The 26981-nt window shown below is 75.5% G+C and carries 23 protein-coding genes; 11 read left to right on the plus strand and 12 right to left on the minus strand.

Annotation, left to right across the window (positions count from 1 at the left end):
- Window positions 1-25: 25 nt before the first annotated feature.
- The 3 genes from D7044_RS07440 to D7044_RS32580 form a co-directional block, all read right to left on the minus strand.
- A complete protein-coding gene (locus D7044_RS07440) occupies window positions 26-1237 on the minus strand; it encodes an alkaline phosphatase family protein (RefSeq protein WP_120678211.1) in 1212 nt (403 codons plus the stop codon).
- On the minus strand, window positions 1234-2001 hold the full coding sequence (locus D7044_RS07445) for a methyltransferase domain-containing protein (protein WP_120678898.1): 768 nt from the start codon (window positions 1999-2001) through the stop codon (window positions 1234-1236). The genes D7044_RS07440 and D7044_RS07445 overlap by 4 nt, the downstream gene beginning before the upstream one ends.
- A gap of 93 nt (window positions 2002-2094) precedes the next feature.
- Entirely contained in the window at window positions 2095-2271 is a 177-nt protein-coding gene (locus tag D7044_RS32580) for a hypothetical protein (protein WP_187398708.1), read from the minus strand.
- 359 nt (window positions 2272-2630) lie between these two features.
- Here D7044_RS32580 and D7044_RS07450 point away from each other — a divergent pair, with 359 nt between their 5' ends.
- Entirely contained in the window at window positions 2631-3350 is a 720-nt protein-coding gene (locus D7044_RS07450) for a sulfite exporter TauE/SafE family protein (RefSeq protein ID WP_158609962.1), read from the plus strand.
- Between the two features lie 94 nt (window positions 3351-3444).
- On the opposite strand, the gene D7044_RS07455 is transcribed toward D7044_RS07450, so the two are convergent.
- The 4 genes from D7044_RS07455 to D7044_RS07470 all read right to left on the minus strand — a co-directional run bounded on the left by D7044_RS07455 (window position 3445) and on the right by D7044_RS07470 (window position 10235).
- Window positions 3445-6828 (minus strand): error-prone DNA polymerase, encoded by a 3384-nt coding sequence (locus D7044_RS07455; RefSeq protein WP_120688351.1) that lies wholly within the window; start codon window positions 6826-6828, stop codon window positions 3445-3447.
- A gap of 54 nt (window positions 6829-6882) precedes the next feature.
- Entirely contained in the window at window positions 6883-8481 is a 1599-nt protein-coding gene (locus D7044_RS07460; protein WP_120688352.1) for a DNA polymerase Y family protein, read from the minus strand.
- The gene (locus D7044_RS07465) at window positions 8478-9263 is read right to left on the minus strand and encodes a hypothetical protein (RefSeq protein WP_120688353.1); all 786 of its coding nucleotides are present in this window, start codon (window positions 9261-9263) and stop codon (window positions 8478-8480) included. Before D7044_RS07465 ends, D7044_RS07460 begins: the two co-directional genes overlap by 4 nt.
- A gap of 522 nt (window positions 9264-9785) precedes the next feature.
- Window positions 9786-10235, minus strand: a complete 450-nt coding sequence (locus D7044_RS07470) for an SAV_6107 family HEPN domain-containing protein (RefSeq protein ID WP_120678221.1) — start codon at window positions 10233-10235, stop codon at window positions 9786-9788.
- 483 nt (window positions 10236-10718) lie between these two features.
- Here D7044_RS07470 and D7044_RS07475 point away from each other — a divergent pair, with 483 nt between their 5' ends.
- From D7044_RS07475 to D7044_RS07500, 6 genes are all read left to right on the plus strand, one after another.
- Window positions 10719-11207, plus strand: a complete 489-nt coding sequence (locus D7044_RS07475; protein WP_120678223.1) for a YbaK/EbsC family protein — start codon at window positions 10719-10721, stop codon at window positions 11205-11207.
- A 99-nt stretch (window positions 11208-11306) separates the two neighbouring features.
- On the plus strand, window positions 11307-12038 hold the full coding sequence (locus tag D7044_RS07480) for a monooxygenase (RefSeq protein WP_120678225.1): 732 nt from the start codon (window positions 11307-11309) through the stop codon (window positions 12036-12038).
- On the plus strand, window positions 12035-12586 hold the full coding sequence (locus D7044_RS07485) for a GNAT family N-acetyltransferase (protein ID WP_120678900.1): 552 nt from the start codon (window positions 12035-12037) through the stop codon (window positions 12584-12586). Before D7044_RS07480 ends, D7044_RS07485 begins: the two co-directional genes overlap by 4 nt.
- Entirely contained in the window at window positions 12583-13452 is an 870-nt protein-coding gene (locus D7044_RS07490) for a carotenoid biosynthesis protein (RefSeq protein ID WP_120688354.1), read from the plus strand. The genes D7044_RS07485 and D7044_RS07490 overlap by 4 nt, the downstream gene beginning before the upstream one ends.
- Window positions 13449-14576, plus strand: coding sequence for a glycosyltransferase family 2 protein (locus tag D7044_RS07495; protein ID WP_120678229.1), 1128 nt, complete (start codon window positions 13449-13451; stop codon window positions 14574-14576). Before D7044_RS07490 ends, D7044_RS07495 begins: the two co-directional genes overlap by 4 nt.
- 10 nt (window positions 14577-14586) lie before the next feature.
- Entirely contained in the window at window positions 14587-16071 is a 1485-nt protein-coding gene (locus tag D7044_RS07500; protein ID WP_120688355.1) for a phytoene desaturase family protein, read from the plus strand.
- A 24-nt stretch (window positions 16072-16095) separates the two neighbouring features.
- Here the strand turns inward: D7044_RS07500 and D7044_RS07505 are convergent, their stop codons facing one another.
- Together D7044_RS07505 and metF are read right to left on the minus strand one after the other, a co-directional pair.
- On the minus strand, window positions 16096-16785 hold the full coding sequence (locus D7044_RS07505; protein ID WP_120678233.1) for a CDP-alcohol phosphatidyltransferase family protein: 690 nt from the start codon (window positions 16783-16785) through the stop codon (window positions 16096-16098).
- A 39-nt stretch (window positions 16786-16824) separates the two neighbouring features.
- On the minus strand, window positions 16825-17742 hold the full coding sequence (metF, locus tag D7044_RS07510) for a methylenetetrahydrofolate reductase [NAD(P)H] (RefSeq protein ID WP_120678235.1): 918 nt from the start codon (window positions 17740-17742) through the stop codon (window positions 16825-16827).
- Window positions 17743-18112: 370 nt separating this feature from the next.
- Here metF and D7044_RS07515 point away from each other — a divergent pair, with 370 nt between their 5' ends.
- Together D7044_RS07515 and D7044_RS07520 are read left to right on the plus strand one after the other, a co-directional pair.
- Complete coding sequence (locus D7044_RS07515) at window positions 18113-19483, plus strand: transcriptional regulator (RefSeq protein ID WP_120688356.1); 1371 nt, start codon at window positions 18113-18115, stop codon at window positions 19481-19483.
- Between the two features lie 63 nt (window positions 19484-19546).
- Window positions 19547-20629, plus strand: coding sequence for a polyprenyl synthetase family protein (locus tag D7044_RS07520; RefSeq protein WP_120688357.1), 1083 nt, complete (start codon window positions 19547-19549; stop codon window positions 20627-20629).
- A gap of 148 nt (window positions 20630-20777) precedes the next feature.
- On the opposite strand, the gene D7044_RS07525 is transcribed toward D7044_RS07520, so the two are convergent.
- Window positions 20778-21158: an Rv2175c family DNA-binding protein gene (locus D7044_RS07525; RefSeq protein WP_120678241.1), complete on the minus strand. Its 381-nt coding sequence runs from the start codon at window positions 21156-21158 to the stop codon at window positions 20778-20780.
- A 273-nt stretch (window positions 21159-21431) separates the two neighbouring features.
- Between D7044_RS07525 and pknB the strand changes: the two genes are divergently transcribed.
- Complete coding sequence (gene pknB / locus D7044_RS07530) at window positions 21432-23414, plus strand: Stk1 family PASTA domain-containing Ser/Thr kinase (protein ID WP_120688358.1); 1983 nt, start codon at window positions 21432-21434, stop codon at window positions 23412-23414.
- 7 nt (window positions 23415-23421) lie between these two features.
- Window positions 23422-24282, plus strand: coding sequence for a deoxyribonuclease IV (locus tag D7044_RS07535; protein ID WP_120688482.1), 861 nt, complete (start codon window positions 23422-23424; stop codon window positions 24280-24282).
- Window positions 24283-24432: 150 nt separating this feature from the next.
- Here the strand turns inward: D7044_RS07535 and D7044_RS07540 are convergent, their stop codons facing one another.
- Window positions 24433-25452, minus strand: coding sequence for a threonine aldolase family protein (locus tag D7044_RS07540; protein ID WP_120678905.1), 1020 nt, complete (start codon window positions 25450-25452; stop codon window positions 24433-24435).
- A 119-nt stretch (window positions 25453-25571) separates the two neighbouring features.
- Entirely contained in the window at window positions 25572-26978 is a 1407-nt protein-coding gene (locus tag D7044_RS07545) for a class II 3-deoxy-7-phosphoheptulonate synthase (RefSeq protein WP_120678244.1), read from the minus strand.
- Window positions 26979-26981 lie beyond the last annotated feature (3 nt).

The raw sequence follows: 26981 nt of genomic DNA on the forward strand, positions 1-26981 counted from the left end.
AACCGGGGGGTACGACGCGACCCGGTCAGCCCCGCACCACCAGCAGCGGGATGGTCATCTCGGCCGCGGTGTCCGACCCGTGGTACGCCACCAGCCGGGACGCGAGCGGGCTCTCCGAACGGGTGGCCAGCACGGCGTACGTGTCGTTGCAGATCACCACGACGTCGCCGATGCGGGCCAGGTGCTCGGCCGGAACCGGCCCGAACCAGCCGGCCGCGACCGCCTCGTCGCGGGTACGCACCCGGGCCGCGTCACCGAGCACCGCCGACCAGGCGGCCACCACGTCGTCGACCGCACCGGGCGCGACGTGCAGGTAACGCACCCGGGCCTCACCGGCGACGACCTGGATGCCGGCGCGCAGCCGGGGATCGGTGTCCAGGTCGAACCGGTGCCCCATGGGCACGTCGAGCTGGCCGTGGTCGGCGGTGACCAGCAGCGCGGCGTCCGCCGGCAGGCCGTCGACCAGCCGGGTGACCAGGGCGTCCACCTCCGTCGCGGCGACCCGCCAGGGCGGTGAGTCGACCCCGCTGAGATGACCGTGCCGGTCCAGGTCGGGGTGGTAGCCGGAGACCAGGGTCGGACCGGTCCCGGCGGTCAGCGCGGTCAGCATGGTCCGGGCGAGCGCGTCGACGCCGGTCGCACCGCGGAAGTCCCCGCCGCGGTTGGCGGCCACCGTCAGCCCGCTGCCGCCGAACTCGGGACGACTCACCGCGGTGACGGCGACACCGGCCGCGCGGGCCCGCTCCAACTGGGTCGGGACGGGTTGCCAGCGCAGCGGGTCCGGGTCGGCGGCCCACTCGATGTGGCTGAGCACCCGCTCCGTACCGGGCACCCGGACGGTGAAGCCGAGCACGCCGTGCGCCCCGGGCGCCACGCCGGTACCCAAGGTCACCAGGCTGGTGGGGGTGGTCGACGGGAAGCCGGAGGTGAGCGGCCGACCGGCCGTCGCGGCGAGTCCGGCCAGCGTCGGGGCGTACCGGGCGGCGGTGGGGATCTGGTACCAGCCGAGCCCGTCGACGAGGAGCACGGCGACCCGGCGCACCCCGGCCAGCTGTGCGGAGAGGCCCAGCCGGTCGGTGGCCCCCGGCACCCCGAGCACGGCGAGCGTGCTGGGGAGCACGTCGGCGAGGCTGCCGTCGCCGTAGCGCGGGGCGACCGGGGAGAGCGGCTCGGAAGCCGCCGGAGGCAGGTCGGGGTCCGGCGGGCCGGACGCGCCCGACGTGGCCGGGCCGGTCATGCCGGCCGGCGGGCGAACAGGTGCAGCTGCGCGGCGAGATCCCGGTACGGCGGCCGGCCGGCCAGCGCCCGCTCCAGCTCGACCAGGGCACCCGGTTGACCGTCGGCCACCGCCGCCGGCAGCAGGTCGGCGAGGACGCGTACGCCGTGGATCTCCTCGACCACGAGCCCGGCGGCGCGCAGCAGAGCCGAGGCGCCGTCGACGTCGTACCGCCGCCGCAGGGTGTCCCGGGCCCCGGCGGTGCCGGCGGGATCCGTGGCCAGGGTGTCCGCGACGTCCAGGTGACCGTTCATCGCGCGGGCCAGCACCGCGGCGGCGCGACCGGCGACCAGTACGCTCGCCGCGCCGCCGGGCCGCAGCGCGGTGGCCAGCGCGGTCACCACCGACACCGGGTCGTCGACCACCTCGAGCACGGCGTGGCAGAGCACCAGGTCGACACCGGCCGGTTCGACGAGACCGGCGAGCGCGTCGCCGTCGCCCTGCACGGCGCGTACCCGGTCGGCGACGCCCGCCTCGGCGGCCCGCCGGGTCAGCGCGGCGAGCGCGTCGGGGCTCGCGTCGACCACCGTGACGCGGTGCCCGGCCTGGGCGAGCGGGACGGCGAAACCGCCGGTGCCGCCGCCGACGTCGAGCACGGTCAGTTCGATGCCGCCCCGCCGCTCGAGTTCGGCACGGAGCACCGACCAGATCACGGCGGTACGGGGGGTCAGCGGCGGCCCGGTGAACCGGCCTCGGGTCTGCTCCACCCGGTCGAGCCTAGTCAGGTTCCGGGGTGTCGGCCGGGGGCCCCTCACCAACGGATCCGTCGATGGGGCCCTCCGGCGCACCTCGTCCTTACCTCCGCTCGGCGGCGGAGGTCACGACTCCCCGCCCGCCGCCGGGTCGCGCTCGACACGCGAGCGCCGGACGTTGGCCACGGGGCCGTCCGTCACCTCGTACTCGCGCGGCTCCAGGTGGTGTTCCGGCACCCAGCCGGCGGTGAGGCGAGTACGACGCGCGTTGGCCACTCCGTTGTGACCGTTGTTCCCCGTCACTGCTCTTCTCCTTCGTAGTGCACGATCACCCGTATCAGGGTTGCCACCATGATGATCGGGAACAGCCGCAGGCCGTCACCGAGGCACCACCCCCGCTACAGGAGCTGGAACAATCGGAGGCCCCGCGACGGTGCCGCGTCGCCGCCGAACGTGTTCCGCGTCTCCCCCGCCGCCGAGGCGCACCGGGGTGGAGCTGGACTGACGCGCCGTCGATGCGCGGCTTGTCGATCAGCACTTCTCCGATTGGCGGGCTCCCCAAACCCGGGAACCGGAGCGCACCCGCTCGGGCGGCTGTGTCCCGGGTCTCGCGTGGCCGGGCCGGCGTCCGGGCCACCGCCGGCCGGGGCCACGCTCCTCGGATGCTCGTTCTGCTCAGCGCGTTCGGCATCGTGCTGCTCGGGGCGTTCGCCCAGGCGGTCAGCGGCTTCGGGTACGCGCTGCTGACCGTCCCGCTGCTCGCCATCGCGATCGACCCTCGCAGCGCGGTCGTGGTGTCGGCGCTGACCAGCATCGGGTTGACGCTCACCGCGGCCGTCCGGGAGCGCGCGTACGCCCGCTGGCGGATGGCCGTGACGCTCACCGCCACCGCCCTGCTCGGGGTGCCGGTCGGCCTGCTGGTGCTCGCGTACGCCCCGCCGCGGCTGCTCAGCGCGTTGATCGCGGTGGTGGTGCTCGGCTGCGTCGCGCTGGTGGCCAGCGGCGCCCGGGTGCGCACCGGTCGCGTCGGGCTCGGCGCGGTCGGCGTGCTCGTCGGCGTGCTCACCGCCGCCACCGGCACCAACGGGCCGCCGCTGGTCGCCGCGTTCCACTCCCTCGGCTACGACCCGCGTACCTTCCGGGCGACGGTGGCGGCGACGTTCGCCGGTACCGGCCTGATCGGGCTGGCGGGATTCCTGGTCGCCGGTCAGGTGGACACCCACGTGGCGCGAATCGCCCTCGCGGCGCTGCCCGCCGTCCCCCTGGGCTGGTGGCTGGGCAACCGGCTCTTCCACCGGCTCGACCCGCGGCTGTTCCGGCGGATCGTGCTGGTCGGGCTGATCGGCAGCGCCGGCACGGCGCTCATCGGCCTGGCCGGCTGAGCCCACCTCGGCGGGTTCGTCGCGTCGCCGGCGCATCCCCGCGACGGCCGACGGCCCGCCGGGCCGCGCCGCCCGCCCACGTCGCCCGGCCGGGTCAGCGGAAGTCCCGGGAGGCCGGACTGACCGGCGGCTGGATCGCCTCCAGCCGGTCGGCGACCAGGTTCGTCACCCCCTCGTACCGTTCCAGCCGGCCCCGCACCACCAGCCCGGTACTGGTCCGGGCCACCCGCCGGTAGCGCTGCCACAACCCCGGCGAGCAGGTCACGTTGAGCATGCCGGTCTCGTCCTCCAGGTTGAGGAAGGTGACCCCGCCGGCGGTCGCCGGCCGCTGCCGGTGAGTGACGATGCCGCCGACCCGGATCCGCTGGCCGGGCTCCACCCGGCCGAGCCGGGCGATCGGCAGCGCGCCCAACTCGTCGAGGCGCGGGCGGATGAACGTGGCCGGATGGTTCTCCGGCGACAGGCCGGTGGCCCAGACGTCCGCGACCAGCCGGTCGACCGCCTCCATGCCGGGCAGGGTGGGCGCGGCCGCGCCGGTCACCGTGCCGGGCAACCGGCCCGGCCGGTCCTGCGCCGCCGCGCCGGCCGCCCAGAGCGCCTGCCGCCGGGTGAGCCCGAAGCAGGCGAAGGCGTCCGCGGTGGCCAGCGCCTCCAGCTGCGCGGCGGTGAGACCGACCCGCCGGGCCACGTCCGGCATGTCGCGGTACGGCCCGTTCGCGACCCGCTCGGCCTCGATCCGCTCCGCCACCCCGTCGCCGAGGGTACGCACGCTGGCCAGGCCGAGCCGGACCGCCGGACCGCCCAGCCCCCAGGCGTGCGGCGGCTCCCCCGGCCCGCTGCCCCACCGGGCGTCGGGCGTGGACTCCAGCACCGCCAGGGCGCCGCTGGCGTTGATGTCCGGCCGGCGCACCTGCACGCCGTGCCGGCGGGCGTCGTCCACCAGGGTCTGCGGTGAGTAGAAGCCCATCGGCTGGGCGTTGAGCAGCGCCGCCAGGAACGGCCCCGGGTGGTAGCGCTTGAGCCAGGAGCTGGCGTAGACCAGGTAGGCGAAGCTCATCGCGTGGCTCTCCGGGAAGCCGTAGCTGGCGAACGCGGTGAGCTTCCGGTAGACGTCGTCGGCCAGCTCCCCGGTGATGCCCCGCTCCGCCATTCCGGCGTAGAGCCGGTCGGCGATCTGCGCCATCCGCTCGACCGACCGCTTGGCTCCCATGGCCCGGCGCAGCTGGTCCGCCCCGGCCGCGTCGAAGCCGGCCAGGTCGATGGCGAGCTGCATCAGCTGCTCCTGGAAGAGCGGCACGCCGAGGGTCTTCTCCAGCGCGTTGCGCATCAGCGGGTGGGCGTACTCCACCGGCTCCTGGCCGTTCTTGCGCCGGATGTACGGGTGCACCGAGCCACCCTGGATCGGGCCGGGCCGGATCAGCGCCACCTCCACCACCAGGTCGTAGAACTCGCGGGGCTTGAGCCGGGGCAGGGTGGCCATCTGCGCCCGGCTCTCCACCTGGAACACCCCCACCGAGTCGGCCCGGCAGAGCATGTCGTAGACCTCCGGGTCGTCCAGCGTCATGTCGCCGAGGTCCAGGCTCATCCCGATCATGTCGTAGCCGTAGTGCAGCGCGGAGAGCATGCCGAGGCCGAGCAGGTCGAACTTGACCAGCCCGACGGCGGCGCAGTCGTCCTTGTCCCACTGGAGCACGCTTCGCCCGGGCATCCGCCCCCACTCCACCGGGCAGACCTCGATGACCGGCCGATCGCAGATCACCATCCCGCCGGAGTGGATGCCCAGGTGCCGGGGGAACGTCTGCAGCTCGTTGGCGTACTCGACCACCTGCTCGGGGATGTCCGCCACGTCGGCCGTGGCGATCGCGCCCCACCTGTCGATCTGCTTGCTCCAGGCGTCCTGCTGGCCGGGGGAGAAACCGAACGCCTTGGCCACGTCCCGCACCGCCGAGCGCGGCCGGTACGAGATGACGTTGGCCACCTGGGCGGTGTGCTCCCGGCCGTAGCGGGCGTAGACGTGCTGGATCACCTCCTCCCGGCGGTCGGACTCGATGTCCACGTCGATGTCGGGCGGGCCGTCCCGCTCCGGCGCGAGGAACCGTTCGAAGAGCAGCCGGTGCCGCACCGCGTCGACGTTGGTGATCCGCAGCGCGTAGCAGACCGCCGAGTTCGCGGCCGAGCCCCGGCCCTGGCAGTAGATGTCCTGCTCGCGGCAGAACGCGACGATGTCGTAGACCACCAGGAAGTAGCCGGGGAAGCCCAGCGTCTCGATCATGTTCAGCTCGTGGTCGAGCTGCGCGTACGCCGTCGGATGCGCCTCCGGGGGGCCGTAGCGCTCCCGGGCCCCCTCGTAGGTCAGGTGGCGCAGCCAGCTCATCTCGGTGTGCCCCGGCGGAACCGGGTACGCCGGCAGCTGCGGCGCGACGAGCTGGAGGTCGAAGGCGAGCTCGGCGCCGAACTCGGCGGCCCGGGCCACCGCGCCCGGGTACGCGGCGAACCGGGCCGCCATCTCCGCGCCGCTGCGCAGGTGGGCGGTGGCGGCGGCGGGTAGCCAGCCGTCGATCTCGTCCAGGCTGCGCCGGGCGCGTACGGCGGCGACCGCGGTGGCCAGCCGACGCCGCCCCGGGGTCGCATAGTGCACGTTGTTGGCGGCCACCGTGGGCAGGCCGGCCGCGGCGGCCAGCTCGGCGAGCGCGTCGTTGCGGTCGGCGTCGACCGGGTGGCCGTGGTCGGTGAGCTCCACCGCCACCGTCTCCGCGCCGAAGAGCGCGGTCAACCGGTCCAGCTCGCGGGCCGCCGCCTCGACCCCCTCGGTGAGCAGCGCCGCCGGAACGTGCCCCTTGCGGCAGCCGGTGAGCACCAGCACGTGGTCGCGCAGCTCCTCGGCGACCTCCTCCAGCTCGCCGTAGACCGGGCGGCCCTTCTCACCGCCGCGCAGCTGGGCCCGGGAGATGGTCGAGGCGAGCCGGGCGTACCCCTCGTGGCCGTGGGCCAGCACCAGCAGATGCCGCCCGAGCGGATCCGGTTCACCGTTCTGCGGGCCGGGCAGCCCGAGCGAGAGCTCGGCGCCGAAGATGGTGGGCAGGCCCAGCGTCCGGGCCGCCTCGGCGAAGCGCACCACGCCGTAGAAGCCGTCGTGGTCGGTGACGGCGAGCGCGGTGAGCCCCAGCCGGGCCGCCTCCTCGGCCAGCTCCTCGGGGTGGCTCGCCCCGTCGAGGAAGCTGAAATTGGTGTGGGCGTGCAGCTCCGCGTACGGCACCGCGCCCTCGACGCGGGGCAGGGCGGGCGGCTGGTACTGCTCCCGTTTCCGGCTCCAGGCGGGGCTGTCCCCACCGTCGGCGTCCACCGCGAGCGGATCGACCACGTGCAGGTGCCGCTCGTCGCGGGAGCGCCCCCGACCGGACGCGCCGGCCGGGGCGGGCCGCCCGGAGAGCACCCGCTCCAGCTCGGACCAGGGCATCTTCGGGTTGTGGAAGCTCATCCGGCCGCCCCCGCCCGCGGTCGCCGCCCGGCCCGGACGACCGGACCGCCACGCTCAGTCATAGATCGCCTCCACCAGCCACTGCCCGGCCTCGACCACGAGCAGCAGGGCGGTGCCGTTGGCGAGACCGACCTGGAACCGGGCCCGCCGGTGGGCCTCGGCCGGCGCCCACCAGCGCTCGTCGACCGGCCACGGGCCGGCCCAGCCGGTGATCTCCATCGGCCGGGCGGCGTCGACGGTCAACCGGGCGGGAGGCGCGCTCACCTGCAGCCGCGCGCTCACCACCACCGGCGCGCCGTCGGCGTCGTGCACGACCGCGGCGAGCGGGGTGGGCAGCACCACGGCCGGCGCGGGCGGCGGCAGCCGGCCGGGCCACGGCGGTTCGCCCGGCCGCGCCGGCTCGCCGGGACGCGGCGGCTCACCGGGGCGGGCCGGCAGCCGCTCGTCCCCCCACGGCACCAGGCGCACCTGGTCGGCCGGGGAGCGCCCGCCGCCGAGCACCGCGGTGAGCACCGCCTCCGGGCCGAGGATGCCCTGCACCCGGCTCAACGCCCGATGCGCCCGCTCCCGCTCCTCACCGGTCTCCCCCCACAGCCCGGGTTGCAGGCCCGCCTGGGCGATCACCCCGTCCGGGATCAGCCGCAGCCGGATGATCCCGGCCGTCGGACGGGCCCGACCGACCCCACCGCGGCCGCTGCTGCCGGTGAGCCACCCGTCGAGCTGCCAGCGGACCCGGTCGGCGATGGCCGCGGCGGTGAGCAGCCCGTCGTGACGCCAGACCCGGTGCAGCTCCTGGCCGTGCGCGGTGACCGCCTCGATACCGAGCCGGGTGCAGGCCAGCCCGTGCCCGGCGAGCTGGTCGTGCAGCTGCTCGGCCAGCGCCCGGCCGGCGAACGCGGCCGCGTCGACCCGGTCGACCGGCTCGTCGTACTCGGCGGTCACCGTCAGGTCGGCCGGGGGCCGGCGGACGGCGAGCGGGCGGTGGTCCCGCCCGGCCGCCAGCCGGTGGGTGAGCGCGCCGTCGAACCCGAACCGCGCCAGCACGTCGCCGGCGGGCAGCGCGGCGAAGTCGCCGAGGGTGCGCACGCCGAGCCGGCGCAGCAGGTCGGCCAGGGCCGGCCGGCCCAACGCCTCGACCGGCAGAGCGGCGAGGAAGGTCGGGGTGCCGCCCGGTGGTACGACCCGCCCGGTGCGGGCGGCCAGGCCGGCGGCGAAGACCCCGTCGGCGATCCCGACCTGGGCCTCCACCGCGCAGGTCTGGGCGACGTGCTCGATGATCTGTTCGGCGGCCGCCTCCTCGCCGCCGAGGTAGCGGCTCGGCCCTCGGGCGGCCACCGCGCAGGCACCCGGCCGGACCACCTCCACGCCGGCGACCAACTCCTCCACCGCGGCGACCACCGGCTCGAACGCCCGGGCGTCGCGTCCCGGGTCGTACTCCACGACGGTCAGCTGGGGGCAGCGGCCCTGCGCCTCCCGTTTGCGCAGGCCCCGCCGCACCCCCTCGGCCCGGGCCCGCTCCGAGCAGGCGACCACCCGGTTGGCGTGCAGGACGGCGACCGGGCCGGTGGCGGGCACCCCGTCGACGATCTCGGCGGCGAGCACCGGCCAGTCCGGGCACCAGAGCAGCAGGGTGCGGGCCGGTGTGTCGGTCACGCCGGCCCGACCAGGGTGAGCGCGCCCCGCCGGGAGACCCCGGCGACGGTACGGCCGGGCGGAGCCACCGGGCGGGGCCGACCGGCGGTCGGGCCGCCGACGGCGGAGGCCACGGCGCGGGGGATCACCCGGGTCAGCTCGTCACCCGGCAGCCAGACCTTGATCTCCTTGGGTCGGGCCGCCGCCCCGCGCCCGCGCGCCGAGACGGTGACCTCTCGGCGGCGCAGCCGGCCCCGGCCCGGCCCGAGCCCCTCCCAGGCGCCCCGGACCACCTGCAACGTCACGTCCGCGCCCTCCCACCGGCCGTACGGGACGAGCACGCTGCCACGCTGCCGGGCCCGGGCGGCCAGCCGGTTGGCGACCGAGGCGGAGACCGAGGCGGGCACCGCGGTGACCACGACGTCCACCCCGTCGATCAGCGCGGCGATGACGGTGGCCCATTCGGGGCCGGGATTCGGCACCAGGGCGAGCCGATCCAGGGCGATCCCGAGTTCGGCGGCCGCGCCCGCCCCGAACGTCGGCACCCCCACCACGGCGCACCACGAGCCGGCCCGGGACGCCTCGGCGAGCAGCGCGAGCACCAGCGAGGCGCCGCCGACGTGCCGCGGGTGACCGGCGGCGACCGCGATCGTGCTGCCGCGCCGCAGCCCCCGGCTGGGCAGCAGGCCGGTCAGCTCGGGGGCCACCGGCAGGATCCGGTGGCCGCCGGCCGGGTCCGGCGCGCTGGCCGGACGGACCAGCCCGGCCAACGCGGCGGAACCGACCACCATGTGGCCCGCCATCGGACCAACCCCCCGTCGTGTCGCTGTCGGATCAGGTGTTGCTGTCAAGGCCCCCGGGTCGGTCGCGCCGGGGCGTCCCGCCGGACCGCGCGGCCCCGGTCATCCGGTCGCCGGTCACGCGGAGGGCATGGCCCCCGAAGGTCCTCGTCGACGACCTCGCGGCTCCCGTGCTCGGTGTCGGCCGCCCGGCTCCCCCCGCCGGGCGGCCGACACACCCGTCCGGCATGACCCGGACGGGCGCCGCCGGCCACGTGGGGCGCGGCGGCAGACCGCGCCCGGACCGGAGCAGGGGCAGCCGGCTCTCGCCGCCGACGCCGATCGCCGTCGGTGATACCGCCGCTCGCCCGGGGCGTGTGTCGAAGTCCTCGGTCGAGCCGAGGCGGAGTCCAGGCGGCGGTCCGGCAAGGCGGGGATTCGTTCGGATACCGGTGTTGTATCCGGACGAAGCGCCGACGCCGCCGGTCGTCGTCTGGGCCCGCCGCAGGCCGGCCAGGGACTTCGACACACGCCCTAGCCGCCGGGTCAGGCGGCGAGGCCGTCGAGCGCCGGCTGGTGGGCCACGCCGAGCGCGGTCTCCACCACCGCGACGAACTGTTCGGCCGCGCGGAGCAGGTCGTCGGCTTCCCGGGCGCTGACCACCCGGGGTATGCCGGCCTCGGCGGCGGCCCGCTTCCCGGCTCCGGCCGCGAAGTAACGGGCCCACTCGTCGAGCTCGGGGGCGACGGCGCGGAGCAGGATCCAGACGCTGGTGATCTGGTTGCGGCGGGTGGGGGTGGGCCGGGCGCGGGCGGCGAGCAGGGCCGCGGCCGCACGCAGCGCGGCCAGGTGGGCCGCCGCGTAGCGGAGGCCGTCGGGACGGGTCTGGCCGGCCTCGGCCAGACCGAGCCGGGCCACCGCGAGGAGCTGGGCGGGGGTGCGGTGCGGCAGCACGTGCGCCGGCACCGTCGGTGGCTGAGCCGGGTTGGTCGGCATGGGCTGTCTCCTCCACGTGGCCGAGGCGGCCGGCCGGTTCGTCGCGGCCGGCGGACGCCGGGTCGAGTGGTGCGGAGGAAGACGCACCTGTGTGGTGGCCGGCCGGGTGTGGATGCTTCCCCACACCACACCCGGCCGGCGTACCGGCGGGTTCGTCGTCCGCCGCCCGGGGGTCGTGGGCGGCGGACGACGCTCCTGCCTGGTGGGACCGGGCTCGCGACTGCCCGGCACCCAGGTGCGGACCGCGGTGCCGCACCGCCCCGGGAGGCAGCGCCGCGAAACGCCACTCCCGGGAGGTTGGAACGAACGTTCGAGGCAATCGAACACTCGTTCTAACTGCTGCTGACAGTACACCCCTCCGCCGACGAAAACGCAACGTGTGACGCGCCGGACCGCCGCAAGCGTCAGCGACGCGGGGACGCCGGCCGGGACACGGCGTGGCCGGCCGGCCCGGAGCGGACGGGACCGGGAAGAATGGCCCCCATGCAGCCACACCCCAACGTACGAGCGGTGCAGGACGCGCTCGCCGACGCGAAGGCCCGGGACGCCGCCGGCGCCCCCAGCGCCGTACGCCTACTGCCCGAGGCGGTGCACACCGCGGCGGCGGCCGCCGAGGCGCTCGGCGTCGACGTCGGGCAGATCGCCAACTCGCTCATCTTCGAGGCCGACGGCGAGCCGCTGCTCGTGCTGACCTCCGGCGCGCACCGGGTGGACATCGCCGGCCTGGCCGCGTCGATCGGGTTCACCCGGCTGCACCGGGCCACCCCGGAGTTCGTCCGGGAGCACACCGGCCAGCCGATCGGCGGTGTCGCCCCGCTCGGGCACCCGCGACCGCTGCGCACCCTGGTGGACACCGCGCTCGCCGCGTACCAGGAGATCTGGGCCGCCGGCGGCGTACCTCAGGCGGTCTTCCCGACCACCTACGACGAGTTGCTCCGGATCACCGCCGGCGCTCCCGCCGAGGTGGCGTGAGGGAGCGGAGCGCGTGAACCGTCAGGCACAGCAGCGCGGCGCCGCGCGCCACCGCCCGGCGAAACACAGCGGTGACGTGCGGCGAAGCGGGGCGGCGGCGTGAACGACGTCCCGGAGCTCGTCACACTGCACGTGTGGCGGACCGCCCCGGCGGCGCTGCCCCGGGCGCTGGCCCGGATGGCGCTCGACCCGCGCCGGCTACGCGCCACCGCGGGCGTACGGTTCGGCAAGCTGCTCGGCACCGGGACCGGCACCGGCTTCGGGCCGGGCGACGCCGACCCGACCCGATGGGCGGCGCTGACCGTCTGGGACTCCCCCGCCGCGGCGAGCGGCTTCGACGACACACCCGTCGGCCGGGCCTGGGCGCGGATCGCCCGGGCCGCCGTCCGGGTCGACCTGCGCCCGCTGTCCAGCCGGGGCGAGTGGTCACGCCGCCGCCCGTTCGGCGAACCCTCCGGCGGCCACGTCGACGGTCCGGTGCTCGCCCTGACCCGGGCCCGGCTACGGGCCCGCCGGGCGGTCACCTTCTGGCGGGCGGTGCCACCGGTGGCCGCCGCCCTGCGCGGCGCACCCGGGCTGCTGGCCCGGTTCGGCGTCGGCGAGGCCCCGCTGGGCTGGCAGGGCACGGTGAGTGTGTGGCGCGCCCCGGCGGACCTCGTGGCGTTCGCGTACCGTCACCCGGAGCACCGCGCGGCGATCACGCGTACCCCCACCGAGGGGTGGTACGCCGAGGAGCTCTTCGCGCGGTTCGAGATACGCGACGTGGTCGGTGATCGCACGGTGCTGGGCTGGGTCACGGACGACGAGGACACCAGAGGTGGGTGGGCATGAGGTTGGTGCGGTGGACCCCGGACGATCTCGTCCGACGGCTGGACGACGTCGTGGCCGTCTACGGCGAGGCGATGGGTTACCGGACCGACCTGCTGGAGGCCCGGCGCGGCTACATCGCCACCCACGTACGCCGGCCCGGGTTCCGTGCCGTGGCCAGCCTGACCAGCGAGGGTCACCTGGCCGGGTTCGGGTACGGCTACCTCGGCGCCGCCGGGCAGTGGTGGCACGACCAGGTACTGCGGGCGCTGGACCCGGCGGCCCGGCAGCGCTGGCTGACCAGCTGCTTCGAGGTGGTCGAGCTGCACGTCCGGCCGCCGGCGCAGGGGCACGGCCTGGGTGCCGGGCAGCTTCGCGCGCTGCTCACCCTGGCCGAGGGAGCCACCACCCTGCTCTCCACCCCGGAGGCCGACGAGCGGACGTCGCGGGCCTGGCGGCTGTACCGGCGGTTCGGCTTCACCGACGTGCTGCGCGACTTCCAGTTCCCCGGCGACGAACGGCCGTTCGGCGTGCTGGGGCGGGACCTGCCCCTCGACCGTCCGGCCGCATGATCCGCCGGCGACTGCCCTGGGCGCTGCTGGCCGTCCTGGTACTCGCCCAGATCTGCTACCCGCTGACCGACGGCCCGCTCCGGGCCCGGCTGACCGTGGCCACCGTCGGCCTCGGCTACCTGCTCTCGGTCGGCCACGCCCTGCTCAGCCGGGGCCCACGCACCGCGGCGGCGCTGGTCGCGGTGGCCACCGGCGGCGGGTTCGCCGTGGAGGCGGTCGGGGTCGCCACCGGGGTCCCGTTCGGCAGCTACGACTACTCCGGCGAGCTGGGCCCGAAGGTGGCCGGCGTGCCACTGATCATCCCGCTGGCCTGGACCTGGATGGCCTGGCCCGCCTGGCTGGCGGCTGTACGGCTCAGCACCGCGCCGGGCGGCCAGCCCGCCGCTCCCCCGGCGCCGGGTCCGGCCGCCGGCCGGCTCGCGCTGCGGCGGATCGCGCTCGCCGCGACGGGGCTGGCCACCTGGGACCTCTTCCTCGACCCGCAGATGGTGGCCGAGGGCTACTGGCGGTGGCGGGACGTCGGCTGGGCCCTGCCCGGCCTGCCCGGCGTCCCCGTCAGCAACTACCTCGGCTGGCTGCTCTTCGCGGTGCTGCTGATGAGCGCGCTGCCCGCGCTGGCCGGGCCGGCCGCGACGGTCACCGACGGCCGGGACACCCCGATGTTCGCGCTCTACCTCTGGACGTACGCCTCCAGCGTGCTGGCCCACGCGGTCTTCCTGGGCCTGCCGGCCTCGGCGCTCTGGGGCGCGGCCGGCATGGGGGTGACCGCCGTGCCGCTGGCGGCGGCGCTGCTGCGGGCCCACCGGGCCGGCGGACCGCCCCGACCGTGGCGACCGCAGCCCTCCGGAGTCGACGCGACCGCATGACCGCCCTGATCGCGCTCGTCCTCGGCGTGGCCGTGTTGACCGGCCACACCCTGGTCAACGCCGCCCGCTGGCTGCGCCGCCCGGCCGTGCCGCCGGGCGAGGTGACCGAGCCGGTGGCGGTGCTGCTGCCGCTGCGGAACGAGGCCGAGCGGGTGGGTCCGTGCCTGCGCGCGCTGCTCGACCAGCGGGCGGTGCCGGGGCTGCGGATCGTGGTGCTCGACGACGGTTCCACCGACGGCACGGCCGACGTGGTCCGGGCGATCGCCGGCGGCGACCCGCGGGTCACCCTGCTCACCGGGGCCACCCCGCCGCCGGGCTGGCTGGGCAAGCCGTACGCCTGCTGGCAGCTGGCCGAACGGGCCGACCCGGCGGCGACCGCGCTGGTCTTCGTCGACGCCGACGTGGTGCTCGCCCCGTACGCCGTGGCGGCGGCGGTCACCGAACTGCGCTCGGCCGACGTGGCGCTGCTGTCGGCGTACCCCCGGATCGTGGTGGCGACGGCGGCCGACCGGCTGGTCCAGCCGCTGCTGCAGTGGCTGTGGTTGACCTTCCTGCCGCTGCGGGCGATGGAGCGTTCGCCGCGGCCGTCGCTGGCCGCGGCGGGCGGGCAGTTCCTGGTCGTCGACCGCGCCGGCTACCTGCGGGCGGGTGGGCACGCCGCGGTCGCCGGCCGGGTCCTGGAGGACATCGAGCTGGCCCGGGCGGTCAAGCGCGCGGGCGACCGGATCGCGCTCGCCGACGCCTCACGGTTGGCCGCCTGCCGGATGTACGCGGACTGGCGGCAGCTGCGCGACGGCTACTCGAAGTCGCTCTGGGCCACGTTCGGTCATCCGGGCGCCGCCGCCGCCGTGCTGGCAGTGCTGCTCCTGCTCTACACCGCGCCGCCGCTGCTGGCGGTGGCCGCGCTGGTCGCCGGGTCGACGCCGGCGGCGCTGGTGGCCGCGGCGGCGTACCTGCTCGGCGTGGCCGGGCGGGTGGTGACCGCCCGGGCGACCGGGGGCCGGTGGTGGCCCGACGCGCTGGCACACCCCGTGTCGGTCGTGTTCCTCGGTTGGCTGACCCTGCGGTCGTACCATCTGCGGAAGCGGCGGCGGTTGTCCTGGCGGGGCCGCCCGGTCAGCTAGGAGGCGCGTGATGGCGCGGATCGTGGTCGTCGGCGCCGGCGTGGGCGGGCTGGCCACCGCCGCCCGGCTGGCCGCCACCGGGCACGAGGTGACCGTGTTCGAGCGGGCCGACACGGTCGGCGGCAAGCTGGGCCGCCACGTGCACGACACCCCGGCCGGCCCGTTCCACTTCGACACCGGGCCGAGCCTGCTCACCCTCCCCGAGGTCTTCGCCGACCTGTTCGAGGCGACCGGGGCGAAGCTCGACGAGTACCTGGACCTGACGCCGCTCGACCCGATCGTCCGCCACGTCTTCCCGGACGGGTCCACGCTGGACTCCTGCGCCGACCCGGCCGAGTTCGCCGCCCGGATCGGCGCGACCCTCGGCGACCGGGCGGCAGCCGACTGGCAGCGGCTCTGGCGGCGCGCCGCCCGGGTGTGGGCGGCCTCCTCCCGGGACGTGCTGCGCCGACCGATCGACTCCCCACGGGACCTGGCGGCGCTGGCCTGGCGGCTCGGCGACCTGACCGCCATCGCGCCGGGCCGGACGCTGCGCGGTCTGGGCCGCCGGCACCTCACCGACCCGCGGCTGCGGATGCTGCTCGACCGGTACGCCACGTACACCGGCGCCGACCCGCGGCGCGCACCGGCCGCGCTGGTCGCGGTCCCGTACGCCGAGCTGACGTACGGCGGCTGGTACCTGCGCGGTGGACTGGGCACACTCGCCGATGCGCTGCTGTCGCGCTGCCTGGACCTCGGGGTGGTCGTGCAGACCGGCACCACGGTGACGCGGATCGACGCGGCGGGCGGCCGGGTGCACGCCGTACGCCTCGCCGGGGTCACCGCGCCGGTCCCCGCCGACGTGGTCGTGGCCAACTGCGACGCGCTCACCCTCTACCGGGACCTGCTGCCCAGCCCGCGCCGGCTGGCCGGGCTCACCGACCGCAGCCTGGCCGGGTTCGTGCTGCTGCTCGGGGTGGCCGGCGCCAGCGGGCTGGCCCACCACAACGTGTTCTTCCCCGCCGACTACGACGCCGAGTTCGACGCGGTCTTCGGCGACCCGGGCCGGGGAGTGCGGGCCCGCCCGGCCGCCGACCCGACGGTCCTCGTCACCGTCGCCGACGATCCACTGGTCCGGCCGGACGGCCACGAGGCGTGGTTCGTGCTGGTCAACGCGGCACGCCAGGGCACTTCGACGGGCGCGGTGGACTGGCGTCGCCCCGGCCTCGCGCAGGCGTACGCCGACCGGGTGCTGGAGGTGCTGGCGGCGCGCGGCGTCGACGTACGGGACCGGCTGCTGTTCCAGGAGATCCGCACCCCGGCCGACCTGGACGCCTCGACCGGCGCGCCGGGCGGGGCGATCTACGGCACCGCCGGGGGCCTGCTCCGACCGGCCAACCGCGGCCCGGTGCACGGGCTGTGGCTGGTCGGCGGCTCCGGCCATCCCGGCGGTGGCCTGCCGATGGTGACCCTCTCCGCCCAGATCGTCGCCACCGACATCGGTCCCGCCGCGTAGCCCACTTCCGCCGCGGCGGGCGTCTCAGCCCGCCTCGATCAGGGCCCGGCGGACGGCGGCGAGGAGCTGCCCCAGCCCGAAGCCGGCGAGCAGCACCCAGACCGCGGTCGCCATGGTGATGGTGCCGGCCGCGAGATCCGGCTCGATCAGCCCGGCCAGCCCGGCGACCAGCAGACCACCCAGGGCGACCAGGACCCGGGTTGGGCGCTCCCCCACCGTCACCGCGCCGATCTCCCGCATCCCGGCGGAGACCGCCCGGGCCCGCACGTACTCGTGCAGCCAGGAGAGCGCACCACCCGCCGCCGCCAGCGCGCCCGGCGCACCGACCAGCCAGAACGCCACCAGCCAGGCCGCCTCACCGATCCGGTCGGCCACCGAGTCGTAGACGTAGCCCAGCCGGGTGGTGCGCCCGGTGACCACCGCCACCGCGCCGTCGACGCTGTCCGCCACCCCGGCGAGCAGCACGAACAGCGCCCCGAGGAAGGGCCCGTCGACCGGCTGCACGGCGAAGACCGGCACACAGACGCAGAGCAGCACGCCCGTCACCGTCACCGCGGTGGGACCGACCCGCATCCGGCCCAGCACGTACCCGACGTGGTAGGCGAAGCGCAGCCAACCGCGCACGACGGGGGCGGCCTTGCGCGGGTCGAAGCCCCCGTGCAGCCGCGCCCACGCCGTGGCGTACTCGTCCCAGTTCAGCTGTGTGCCCACCACTGACCAACCGTCGCAGGCCGGATCAGGTGTCGCCAGGTGTCACGTGCGTGCCTGCACCCGGAGGTTCTGCCAGACCTCCCGGGTGGCGGTGGAGCGGTTGAGGGTGATGAAGTGGATCCCCGGCACTCCCTCGTCGAGCAGCCGAGCGCACATCTCGCTGGCCTGCTCGACCCCGAGCCGGCGGACCGCCTCGGGGTCGTCGGCCACCCGCGCGAACCGCTCGGCCAGCGCGGGCGGGAAGGGTGCCCCGGAGAGCTGGACGGACCGCTCGATGGTGGCCATCCGGGTCACCGGCATCACTCCGGCGAGGATCGGCGTGGCGCAGCCGGCGGCGGCCACCCGGTCCCGCAGCCGCAGGTAGTCGTCGGCGTCGAAGAACATCTGCGTGATGGCGAACTCGGCGCCGGCCCGGCACTTGCGGACGAAGTGCTCCGTGTCGCTGGTCACGTCGGGCGAGCGCGGGTGCTTGTACGGGAAGGCGGCGACGCCGACGCTGAAGTCGCCGGCCCCGCGGATCAGCTGGACGAGCTCCGCTGCGTAGCGCACGCCCTCGGGGTGGGCAACCCACTCGCCACCCGGGTTGCCCGGGGGGTCGCCGCGCACCGCGAGCACGTTACGCACCCCGACGCCGGCCAGCCGGCCGATCACGTGCCGCAGCTCGGCGACGGAGTGGTCGACCGCGGTGAGATGGGCCATCGGCAGCAGGGTGGTCTCGGTGGCGATCCGCTCGGTCACCGCGACGGTGGTGTCCCGGGTCGAACCACCGGCGCCGTAGGTGATGGAGACGAAGGACGGCCGCAGCGACTCCAGCTCCCGGATCGCCTGCCAGAGCAGGCGCTCACCCTCCGGTGTCTTGGGTGGGAAGAACTCGAACGAGAAGGTCGGCTGCCGCTCACGGATCAGCTCCCCGATCGCCGGCTGCGGATTGGGGAGGACAGAGGGGAGACCGAGCGCCACGGTCCGACTCTAGCGGGCGACACCCGCCGGATCGGCGAGCTTCCCACCCGCTGGCGCCCCGTGCGGAGCCGGGTCCGGTGGCGGTGCACGTCCCGGCCGGTCGGCGGGACGGGACGGCGCGCGGACGCGGGCGACGCCGAGGACGCGCCGGAACGCGGGCGGCCCGGCGGACGAGGGCGGCCCGCAAGGCGCGGCGGACGCGGGCGGCGCGGGAAAGCGTCGTACCCCCGGGGTATCCAATGGGCAGCGCGGGTGGAGCCGGTCGGGGCCGGACTCCACGGGGGGCCGTGCGGGGGTCGCCGTTGTCAGCGGTGGCGCGGGCGTCCGGTGGGCGGTCGCGCCGCCGCACCCGTGACCATCCGGAGGCCCGATGACCTCGCCCCCGCCCGGCGGCCCGCTGCTGCTCGGGCCGCTGCTCACCCAGCTCCGGCTGGCCCGCGGCTGGAGTCAGCGGCGCACCGCCGCCGAGCTCTGCGCCGTGGCCGGCGTGCCGACCCTGAGCCGGCACGAGGTGTCCCGGTGGGAGCGGCAGGTGCGGGTGCCCGGCGACTTCTGGCTGCGCTGGCTCGCCGTCGTGCTCGCCGCGCCGCTCGAGCTGCTGACCGACGCGGCGACCAGCGCGCGCCGGCTCGCCCCGCCGACCGGGCCGACCGGCGTCGCCCGGTCCCGCGCCGCGCTGCTCGCCCTGGCCCAGCGGTGGCGGGCCGACCCACGCGCCGAACTGCTGGTCGCCGCGCCCGGGCGGCTCGCCGGGCCGGACGTGCCGGGCGGCGGGTTCGAGCCGGCGCCACCGATCCTCTCCGACGGCGCGGCCCGGTCGCCCGAGGAGGCGTACGCCGCCGACCTGGCCGGGCTGCGGCGCCTCGACGACCTGTCCGGCGGGGCCGACCTCGCACCGCTCGGCACGGACCGGCTCCGCCGGGTGGCGCGGGCGCTGCCCCGGTCCGGTCCGGCGGGCCGCCGGCGGTTGCTGCCCCTGCTCGCCGAGGCGGCCCAGCTCGCCGGTTGGCTCGCCGCCGACGCCGGTGACCCGAGCGCCGGTCTGGACGCGTACCGGCTCGGGCTGCGCGCCGCCGCGGCCGCCGGCGACCCGGCCCTCGCCGGGCACGTGCTCGGCTCGGCCAGTCACCTGCTCGCCGACGCCGGGGATCCCGAGGGCGCCCTCCTGCTGGCCCGCACCGCGCACGCGGGCGGCCGACGGTGGGCCAGCCCCGGGCTGCGTGCCCTGTTGCTGCACCGGGTGGCGTTCGCCGCGGCCCTCGCGGGGCGGCCGGAGGCGGCCGGGCAGGCCCTCCGCGCCGCCGACCTGGCCACCACGGCTCCCGCCGCCGGGCACGAACCGTCCTGGCTCTACTGGCTCGACGCGCCGGAGCTGACGGCGATGACCGGGCGCACCCTGGTCGCCCTCGGGCGGCCCCGGCGGGTCGAGGCGTTGCTGGCCGGGGCGGCCCGGGAGCGCGGGCGTCCGCGTCGCGCGGCGGTGTACGGCGGTTGGCTGGCCCGCGGCTACCTCCAGCTCGGTGAGGTGGAGCTGGCCTGCGAGGTGGCGGGGGCGGCCCTCGTCGACGCGATCCGTGCCGGGTCGCCTCGGGCCTCGGCCCAGCTGACCGAGGTACGGCGTGGCCTGGCCGCGCACCGGCGGGCGCCGGCGGTCCGTCGTCACATGACGTTGGTCACCACGACCCGCCCCTATCTGCCTCGCCCGCCCTCGTCCGGGCGGGTGCGGGATCGGCGCCGGTGAGCTACGGCTCGCCTTGATACTGGCGGGTATCGCATGCCCGACCCGACCGGCTAGCGTTCACGCGTGAACGACGCAGCTTCCGTCTCCCCCGTCGACCGTGCCGGTCTGCGGCAGCGAATCGACAAGGCCCTCGCCGAGTTCCTGGCCAACCAGCGGATCTGGATGGCCGGGGTCGACGACGCGCTGTCCCCCCTGGCGGAGGTGATCGAGGCGTTCGTACTGGGTGGCGGCAAGCGGCTGCGGCCGGCCTTCGCCTACTGGGGTTACCGCGGGGCCGGCGGCGTCGACAGCGATCAGGTCCTGGCCGCGCTGGCCGCCCTCGAACTGGTGCAGGCCAGCGCCCTGATCCACGACGACCTGATGGACCGCTCGGACACCCGGCGCGGCGAGCCCGCGGTGCACCGCCGGTTCGCCACCCGCCACCGCCGCTCCAACTGGGGTGGCGACCCGGACGGCTTCGGCGACGCCGCCGCGATCCTGCTCGGCGATCTCTGCCTGGTCTGGTCCGACGAGCTGCTGCACTCCGCCGGGCTGGAGCCGGGCACGGTGGCCCGGGCCCGTCCGGTCTTCGACGAGATGCGCACGGAGGTCACCGTCGGGCAGTACCTCGACGTCCTCGCCCAGGTGACCCGGGACACCTCGGTGGAGCGCGCCGGCAAGGTCGCCCGCTACAAGTCGGCGAAGTACACGGTCGAGCGGCCGCTGCTCCTCGGCGCCGCGCTGGCGGACGCCCCGGTGGAGGTCGAGGCGGCCTACTCGGCGTACGGGTTGCCGCTGGGTGAGGCGTTCCAGCTCCGCGACGACCTGCTCGGTGTCTTCGGCGACCCGGCGCAGACCGGTAAGCCGGCCGGCGACGACCTGCGTGAGGGCAAGCGGACCTTCCTGGTGGCGGCCGCGTTGGAGGTGCTCGACGAGGGCGACCGGGCGCAGCTCCTGGCCGGGCTCGGTGACCCGGGGCTCGACGAGGAGGGGGTGACCCGGCTGCGCGGGCTGATCACCAGGAGCGGCGCGCCGGTCCGTACGGAGCAGCGGATCACCGCTCTGACCGACAGCGCGCTGGCGGCGCTCGCCCCGGTCGACCTCGACATCGAGGCCCGCCAGGCGCTCGTCGACCTCGCCGCCGCCGCCACCCGCCGCACCGACTGACCACCCACCCCCGCCCCTCACCCCGCCCTCGGCCCCGACCCTCTCCGCGTTGATCATGAAGTTATTGCCCCGACACGCCGCTTCGGCCGGCAACAACTTCATGATCAACGCACGGAGACGCCCGGAGGGGGCGGCGGGGTGGGGCGGGTTAGAAGCCGAGGGCTTGGGCGCGGCGTTTGACCTCGCGGGCCTGGTCGCCGCCGAGGGCGGCGGCCGGGGTTCCGGGCAGGGTGTCGTCCGGCTCGTAGAGCCAGCGCAGCGCGGCCTCGTCGTCGTAGCCGGCATCGGTCAGGAGGTTGAGCACGCCGGGTAGGTGCTTGAGCACCGTACGGTTGGCCACCAGGTCCGCGGGCACCCGGCGGACGCCGTCGCGGCGGACCGCCAACAGCTCCCGGTCGCGGATCATCTGGTGCACCTTGCTGATCGACACGTCGAGACGCTCGGCGACGTCGGGCAGGGTCAGCCAGCCGGCCGCGTCGGCGGGTCCGGGGCCGGCTGCGGCCTGGTCGGCGGGTACGGATTCGGTCACCCGAACACCCTGCCACGGGGCGACCGGGCCAGGCCAAACGGCACCCCGGACACCACGATCCGATACTCAGGGTCACCCATCGATCACCCGGACGGACCGACGGTCGCTCTCCCCGTCCACCGGGCGCGAACCCTCCGAGCCGGCACAGGGGCGCGTTCGCGCAGATCAGCGCCGTCTCCGGGCGGCGGACGAGCGCGGCGGGCGGACGAGGTCGGACCCCGGCTGTAGCATCCTGTTCAACCTTCGACCCCTGGACACATAGACTTCCTGCCGATGGACACACAGGTCGCCGACACGTTGCTTGGCTCGCTGATAGACGGGCGCTACCGCATCCGCGGTCGCGTGGCCCGTGGCGGCATGGCGACCGTGTACACCGCCACCGACGAACGCCTCGAGCGCACCGTCGCCGTCAAGATCATTCATCCGACCCAGGCCCCCGAGGCCCGGGCCCGGATCGCCGGTTTCGTCGAGCGCTTCACCGACGAGGCGAAGACCATCGCCCGGCTCACCCACCCCAACGTGGTGGCGGTCTACGACCAGGGCACCCACGGCGGCCTGCCCTACCTGGTGATGGAGTACGTACGCGGCCGCACCCTGCGCGAGGTGCTCGCCGAGCGGCGCCGGCTCAACCCGGACGAGGCGCTGGCCATCTTCGAGCAGATGCTCGCCGCGATCGCCGCCGCGCACCGCTCCGGAGTGGTCCACCGCGACGTCAAGCCGGAGAACGTGCTGGTTGCCGAGGCACCCACCGGGGGCATGGCCAATCTGGTCGACGGCGTCGTCAAGGTGGCCGACTTCGGCCTAGCCCGCGCCGTCGAGGCGAGCGCCGACGAGGAGAGCGGCAACCAGCTCATGGCGACCGTGGCGTACGTCGCCCCCGAGCTGGTCACCAAGGGTCACGCCGATCCACGTACCGACGTCTACTCGGCCGGCATCGTGCTCTTCGAGATGCTCACCGGCCGGGTCCCCTACGACGGTGGCCGCCCGATCGACATCGCCTGGCAGCACGTCGACCGCGACGTGCCGTCCCCGTCGACCCTGGTTCCCGGCCTACCACCGGCCCTCGACAACCTCGTCGCCCGCGCCACCCGGCGGGACCCGGACGCCCGGCCCACCGACGCCGGCGCGCTCCTCGCCGAGGTGCAGGTGGCCCGCGACGAGCTGGGCAACCCGAACAGCCACACCACGGTGCTACGTCGGATCACCACCGAGCCGCCGGTCTCCGAGCCGACCATGGTGGTCGCGGCGGTGCGCCCGGCCGAGCGGCCGGCGTGGGCCCGGTTGCCCGAGGACGGTCAACGGGTCGGTCGACGTCGGGCCGCGCCGCCGGAGAGCGACGGTTTCGGCGCCCGGCTCGGTCGGCTCTTCACGGGGGTGGCCGGCGAGAGCCGCGGTCGCCTGGCGATCATCGCCACCGCTGCGGCGCTCGTGCTGGTCGCCGCGCTCGGCGGCTGGTACCTCACGTTCGGCCGCTACACCGACGCCCCGCAGCTGGTGAGCCTGACCAAGGCGGACGCGGAGGCGCAGATCGCCCGCGCCGGCCTCGTCCTGAAGTACGCCGAGCCCCGCTACGACGCCACCGTTCCGCGCGACAGCGTCCTGCTCCAGGACCCGGGCTCGGCCGATCGGATCCTCAAGGGCGGCACCGTCACCCTGACCCTCTCCCTCGGTCCGGAGCAGTTCCCGGTGCCGGACGTGGTGGGCAAGGAGTTCGAGCTCGCCGAGGCGGACCTGGTCAGCGCCAACCTGGTGGCGGTCAAGGGCACGGCCCGCTACGACGACACCCTGCCCGCCGGGGTGGTGGTGGCGACCAACCCGAAGGTCGGCGCACAGGTCAAGCCGGGCGCCAAGGTGACGGTGATCCTGAGCAAGGGCAGGGCCCCGATCAGCGTGCCCAACCTGGTCGGCAAGAACCTCAACGACGCCCGGGCCGAGCTGTCCCGGCTGGGCCTGGTCGCGGTGGAGAACTTCAAGGACTCGGAGAAGCCGAAGGACGAGATCCTCGGGCAGAGCCCGGCCGACGGCACCGGCGTGGAGCGCGGCGCCGAGGTCAAGCTGGAGATCAGCAAGGGCCCGCCGGCGGTGGTGGTGCCCCGGGTGATGGATCTGCCCTGCCAGCAGGCCAAGCAGGTGTTGGAGAGCCAGGGCTTCCCGGTGACCATCCAGTTCAACCCGAACGCCGTCGTCCGGTTCCAGAACCCGGGCGAGAACTCGCAGGTGCCTCCGGGCACCCCGGTCACGATCGGGTGCTTCTGACATGCCGGTGAACGTGGCCCGTCCGGTCGGCACGCACACGCCGACCTCGGGCGGCTTGGCCAAGGCGGCTCTGCCCTATCTCGACGCGACCGGCGCCGAGGTCGTCCAGGTCTACGTCTCCAACTCCCGGGGTTGGGCGCTGCCGGCGGGTGATCCGGTGCAGGACGAGCTGTTCCGCGCCGGCTGCGCCGAGCGGGGCGTTCCGGTCTTCATCCACGCGTCCCTGCTCGTCAATCTCGGCTCCCCCACCGCAGCCACGGTCGAGCGGTCGGCGCAGACGCTGGCGCACGCGCTGCGCCGGGGTGCGGCGATCGGCGCGCAGGGGGTGGTGTTCCACGCCGGCAGCGCGGTCGACGCCGGGCACGCCGAGGCGGCGATGCGGCAGGTCCGCGAGGCGCTGCTGCCGCTGCTGGACTCGGCCGCGGCCGCCGGCGGGCCGATGCTGCTGGTCGAGCCGAGCGCGGGCGGCGGACGGTCGCTCGCCTCCCGGGTGGAGCACCTCGGCCCCTACCTGGACGCGGTCGACCGGCATCCGGGGCTCGGCGTCTGCTTCGACACCTGCCACGCCTGGGCCGCCGGGCACGACCTGGCCGTCGAGGGCGGCATGACCGCGACCCTGGACACCCTGGTCGCCACGGTCGGGGCGGATCGGCTGCGGCTGGTGCACGCCAACGACTCGAAGGACCTCTGCGGTTCGACCCGCGACCGGCACGAGAACATCGGCAAGGGCAGCATCGGCGAGCTGCCGTTCGCGGAGCTGATGACCCATCCGGCCACCGCCGGCGTGCCGACGGTGGTGGAGACCCCGTCGGAGAAGCATGTCGGCCATGACGCCGACGTCGCCACCCTCCAGCGCCTGCGCCGCTGACCGGGCCGAGCGCATCCGGCGACCCGGCGCCGCCGACCGAGGCCCGGGCTGGGGCACCGCACCAGGCCGGGCACACCAGGCATTCCACGCGCCGAGGGGCTGTTCCGTACGGAACAGCCCCTCGGCGTGTGACCACGACCCGGGCGGGGGTCAGCCGCGCAGAACGCGGGTGAGGATCTCCACGGCCCGGTCGATGCCGGCGTCGTCGACGTCCATGTGGGTGACCAGCCGGGCGGTACGCGGGCCGAGCACCGAGATGAGCAGCCCCGCCTCCCGCGCCGCGGCGGCCAGCGTGTGGGCGTCGAGGGCGGACTTGGTCAGGTCCAGCGGCACGATGTTGGTGCGCACCGCGGTGGCGAGCACACCGAACGGCGCGATCGCCTCGGCGAGCCGGGCGGCCTTCGCGTGGTCCTCGGCGAGACGCTCGACGTGGTGCGCCAGCGCGTACCGGCCGGCCGCGGCCAGGACGCCGACCTGCCGCATGCCGCCCCCCATCCGCTTGCGGATGAGCCGGGCCCGCTCGATCTTCTCGGCGCTGCCGACGACCAGCGAACCGACCGGCGCGCCGAGGCCCTTGGAGAGGCAGACCGACAGGGTGTCGAAGAGCCGGCCGTACTCGATCAGGGGCACGCCGTCGGCGACGTGAGCGTGCCAGATCCGGGCGCCGTCACAGTGCAGCGCCAGCTGCGCGTCGTCGGCGACGCGCCGCAGCTCCCGCAGGGTGGCCAGCGGAATCACCCCGCCGCCACCCCGGTTGTGGGTCTGCTCCACGGCGATCGCCCGGGTCGGGACCGCGAAGTAGCCGTCCGGCCGGATCATGGCGGCGACCACGTCGGGGTCGATGTCTCCGCCGACCGCCGGCCACGTCCGCGACGAGATGCCGCCGTACGCGGCCGCCGCGCCGATCTCGTACGTGACCACGTGGGCGTCGGCGTCGCAGAGCAGCTCGTTGGCCGGCGGCACCACCAGTTGCAGCGCGATCTGGTTGGCCATCGACCCGCTCGGCGCGAAGAGCGCCGCCTCGTGCCCGAAGAGCGCGGCGACCTCGGCCTCGAGGGCGGTGACCGTGGGGTCCTCGCCGTAGACGTCGTCGCCGACCTCGGCGGTGGCCATGGCCTCCCGCATTCCCGGGGTCGGCCGGGTGACGGTATCCGAACGCAGGTCGATCAGGCTGTCAGGCACAGTTGTCCTTTCGGCTGCCGGCCGCGGCGCTCGCGAGCTCACTGCTCACCTCGGTCGCAGCCGTCTCTTCGGCTGCGACCGCGGGGCTCGCCAGCTCACTGCTCGCCTCAGCCACGCAGCATCTCCGCTACCAGGAAGGCCAGCTCCAGCGACTGCTGGGTGTTCAGCCGCGGGTCGCAGGCGGTTTCGTACCGGTCGGGCAGGTCGAGATCCTCGATGCCCTGGGCGCCGCCGAGACACTCGGTGACGTCCTCGCCCGTCAGCTCCACGTGCAGGCCACCGGGGTGGGTCTCCAGGTTCCGGTGGACCTCGAAGTAGCCGAGCACCTCGTCGACGATGCGGTCGAAGTGCCGGGTCTTGTAGCCGTTGGACGACTCGTGCGTGTTGCCGTGCATCGGGTCGCACTGCCAGACCACCTTCGCGCCGGCCGCGGTGACCTTGGCGACGATGGGCGGCAGCGCGTCGCGTACCCGGTGGTTGCCCATCCGGCTGATGAGGGTGAGCCGGCCGGGGATGTTCTCCGGGTTGAGCTTCTCGCAGAGCTCGATCGCCTCGTCCGGGCTGGTGGTCGGGCCGAGCTTGACCCCGATGGGGTTGGCGATGCGGGAGATGAAGTCGATGTGGGCGCCGTCGATCTGGCGGGTGCGCTCCCCGATCCAGAGGAAGTGCCCGGAGAGGCCGTACGCCCGGCTGTCGGAGACCCGGGTGAGCGCCCGGTCATACTCCAGCGCGAGCGCCTCGTGCGAGCAGTAGAGGGTGACGGTGCGCAGCGCCTCCTCGTCGGTCATCCCGCAGGCCCGGATGAAGGCGATGGCGCGGTCGATCTCCCGGGCGATCGCCTCGTAGCGCTCGCCGGCGGGCGACTGCCGGACGAAGTCCTTGTTCCAGTCGTGCACCGCGTGCAGGTCGGCCAGCCCACCGGCCAGGTACGCCCGGAGCATGTTCATGGCGGCGGCGGAGTTCGCGTACGCCCGGATCATGCGCTGTGGGTCGGCGACCCGCGCCTCCGGCGTGGCCTCCAGCGAGTTGATCATGTCGCCGCGGTACGCGGGCAGCCCGCGTGCGTCGGTCGGCAGCGACCGGGGCTTGGTGTACTGCCCGGCCACCCGGGCGACCTTGACCACCGGCAGGGAGGCCCCGTAGGTGAGCACGATCGCCATCTGGAGCAGCGTGCGGGCGTTGGCCAGCAGGTGGCTCTCGGTGTTGTCGGCGAACGTCTCGGCGCAGTCACCGCCCTGGAGCAGGAACGCCTTGCCCTCGCAGACCAGCGCGAGCCGCTGCCGGAGCTGGTCGACCTCGTAGGGGGCGACCACCGACGGCACGGTGTCGAGCACCTTGCACACCTCGGCCACCTTCGCCGGGTCCGACCACGGCGGGGTCTGCTCGCGGGGCAGCTCCCGCCAGCGGTCCAGGCCGAGAGCCGCGTCCTCCGCGGAGTCGACGGTAGGACGGCTGGTCTGCAGCCCCGGACCGGCCACCCCGGGGTGGCTCAGCTGATGCCACTCATGGCGCATGAC

The sequence above is a fragment of the Micromonospora musae genome, from assembly GCF_003626635.1.
Lineage (GTDB): Bacteria > Actinomycetota > Actinomycetes > Mycobacteriales > Micromonosporaceae > Micromonospora > Micromonospora musae.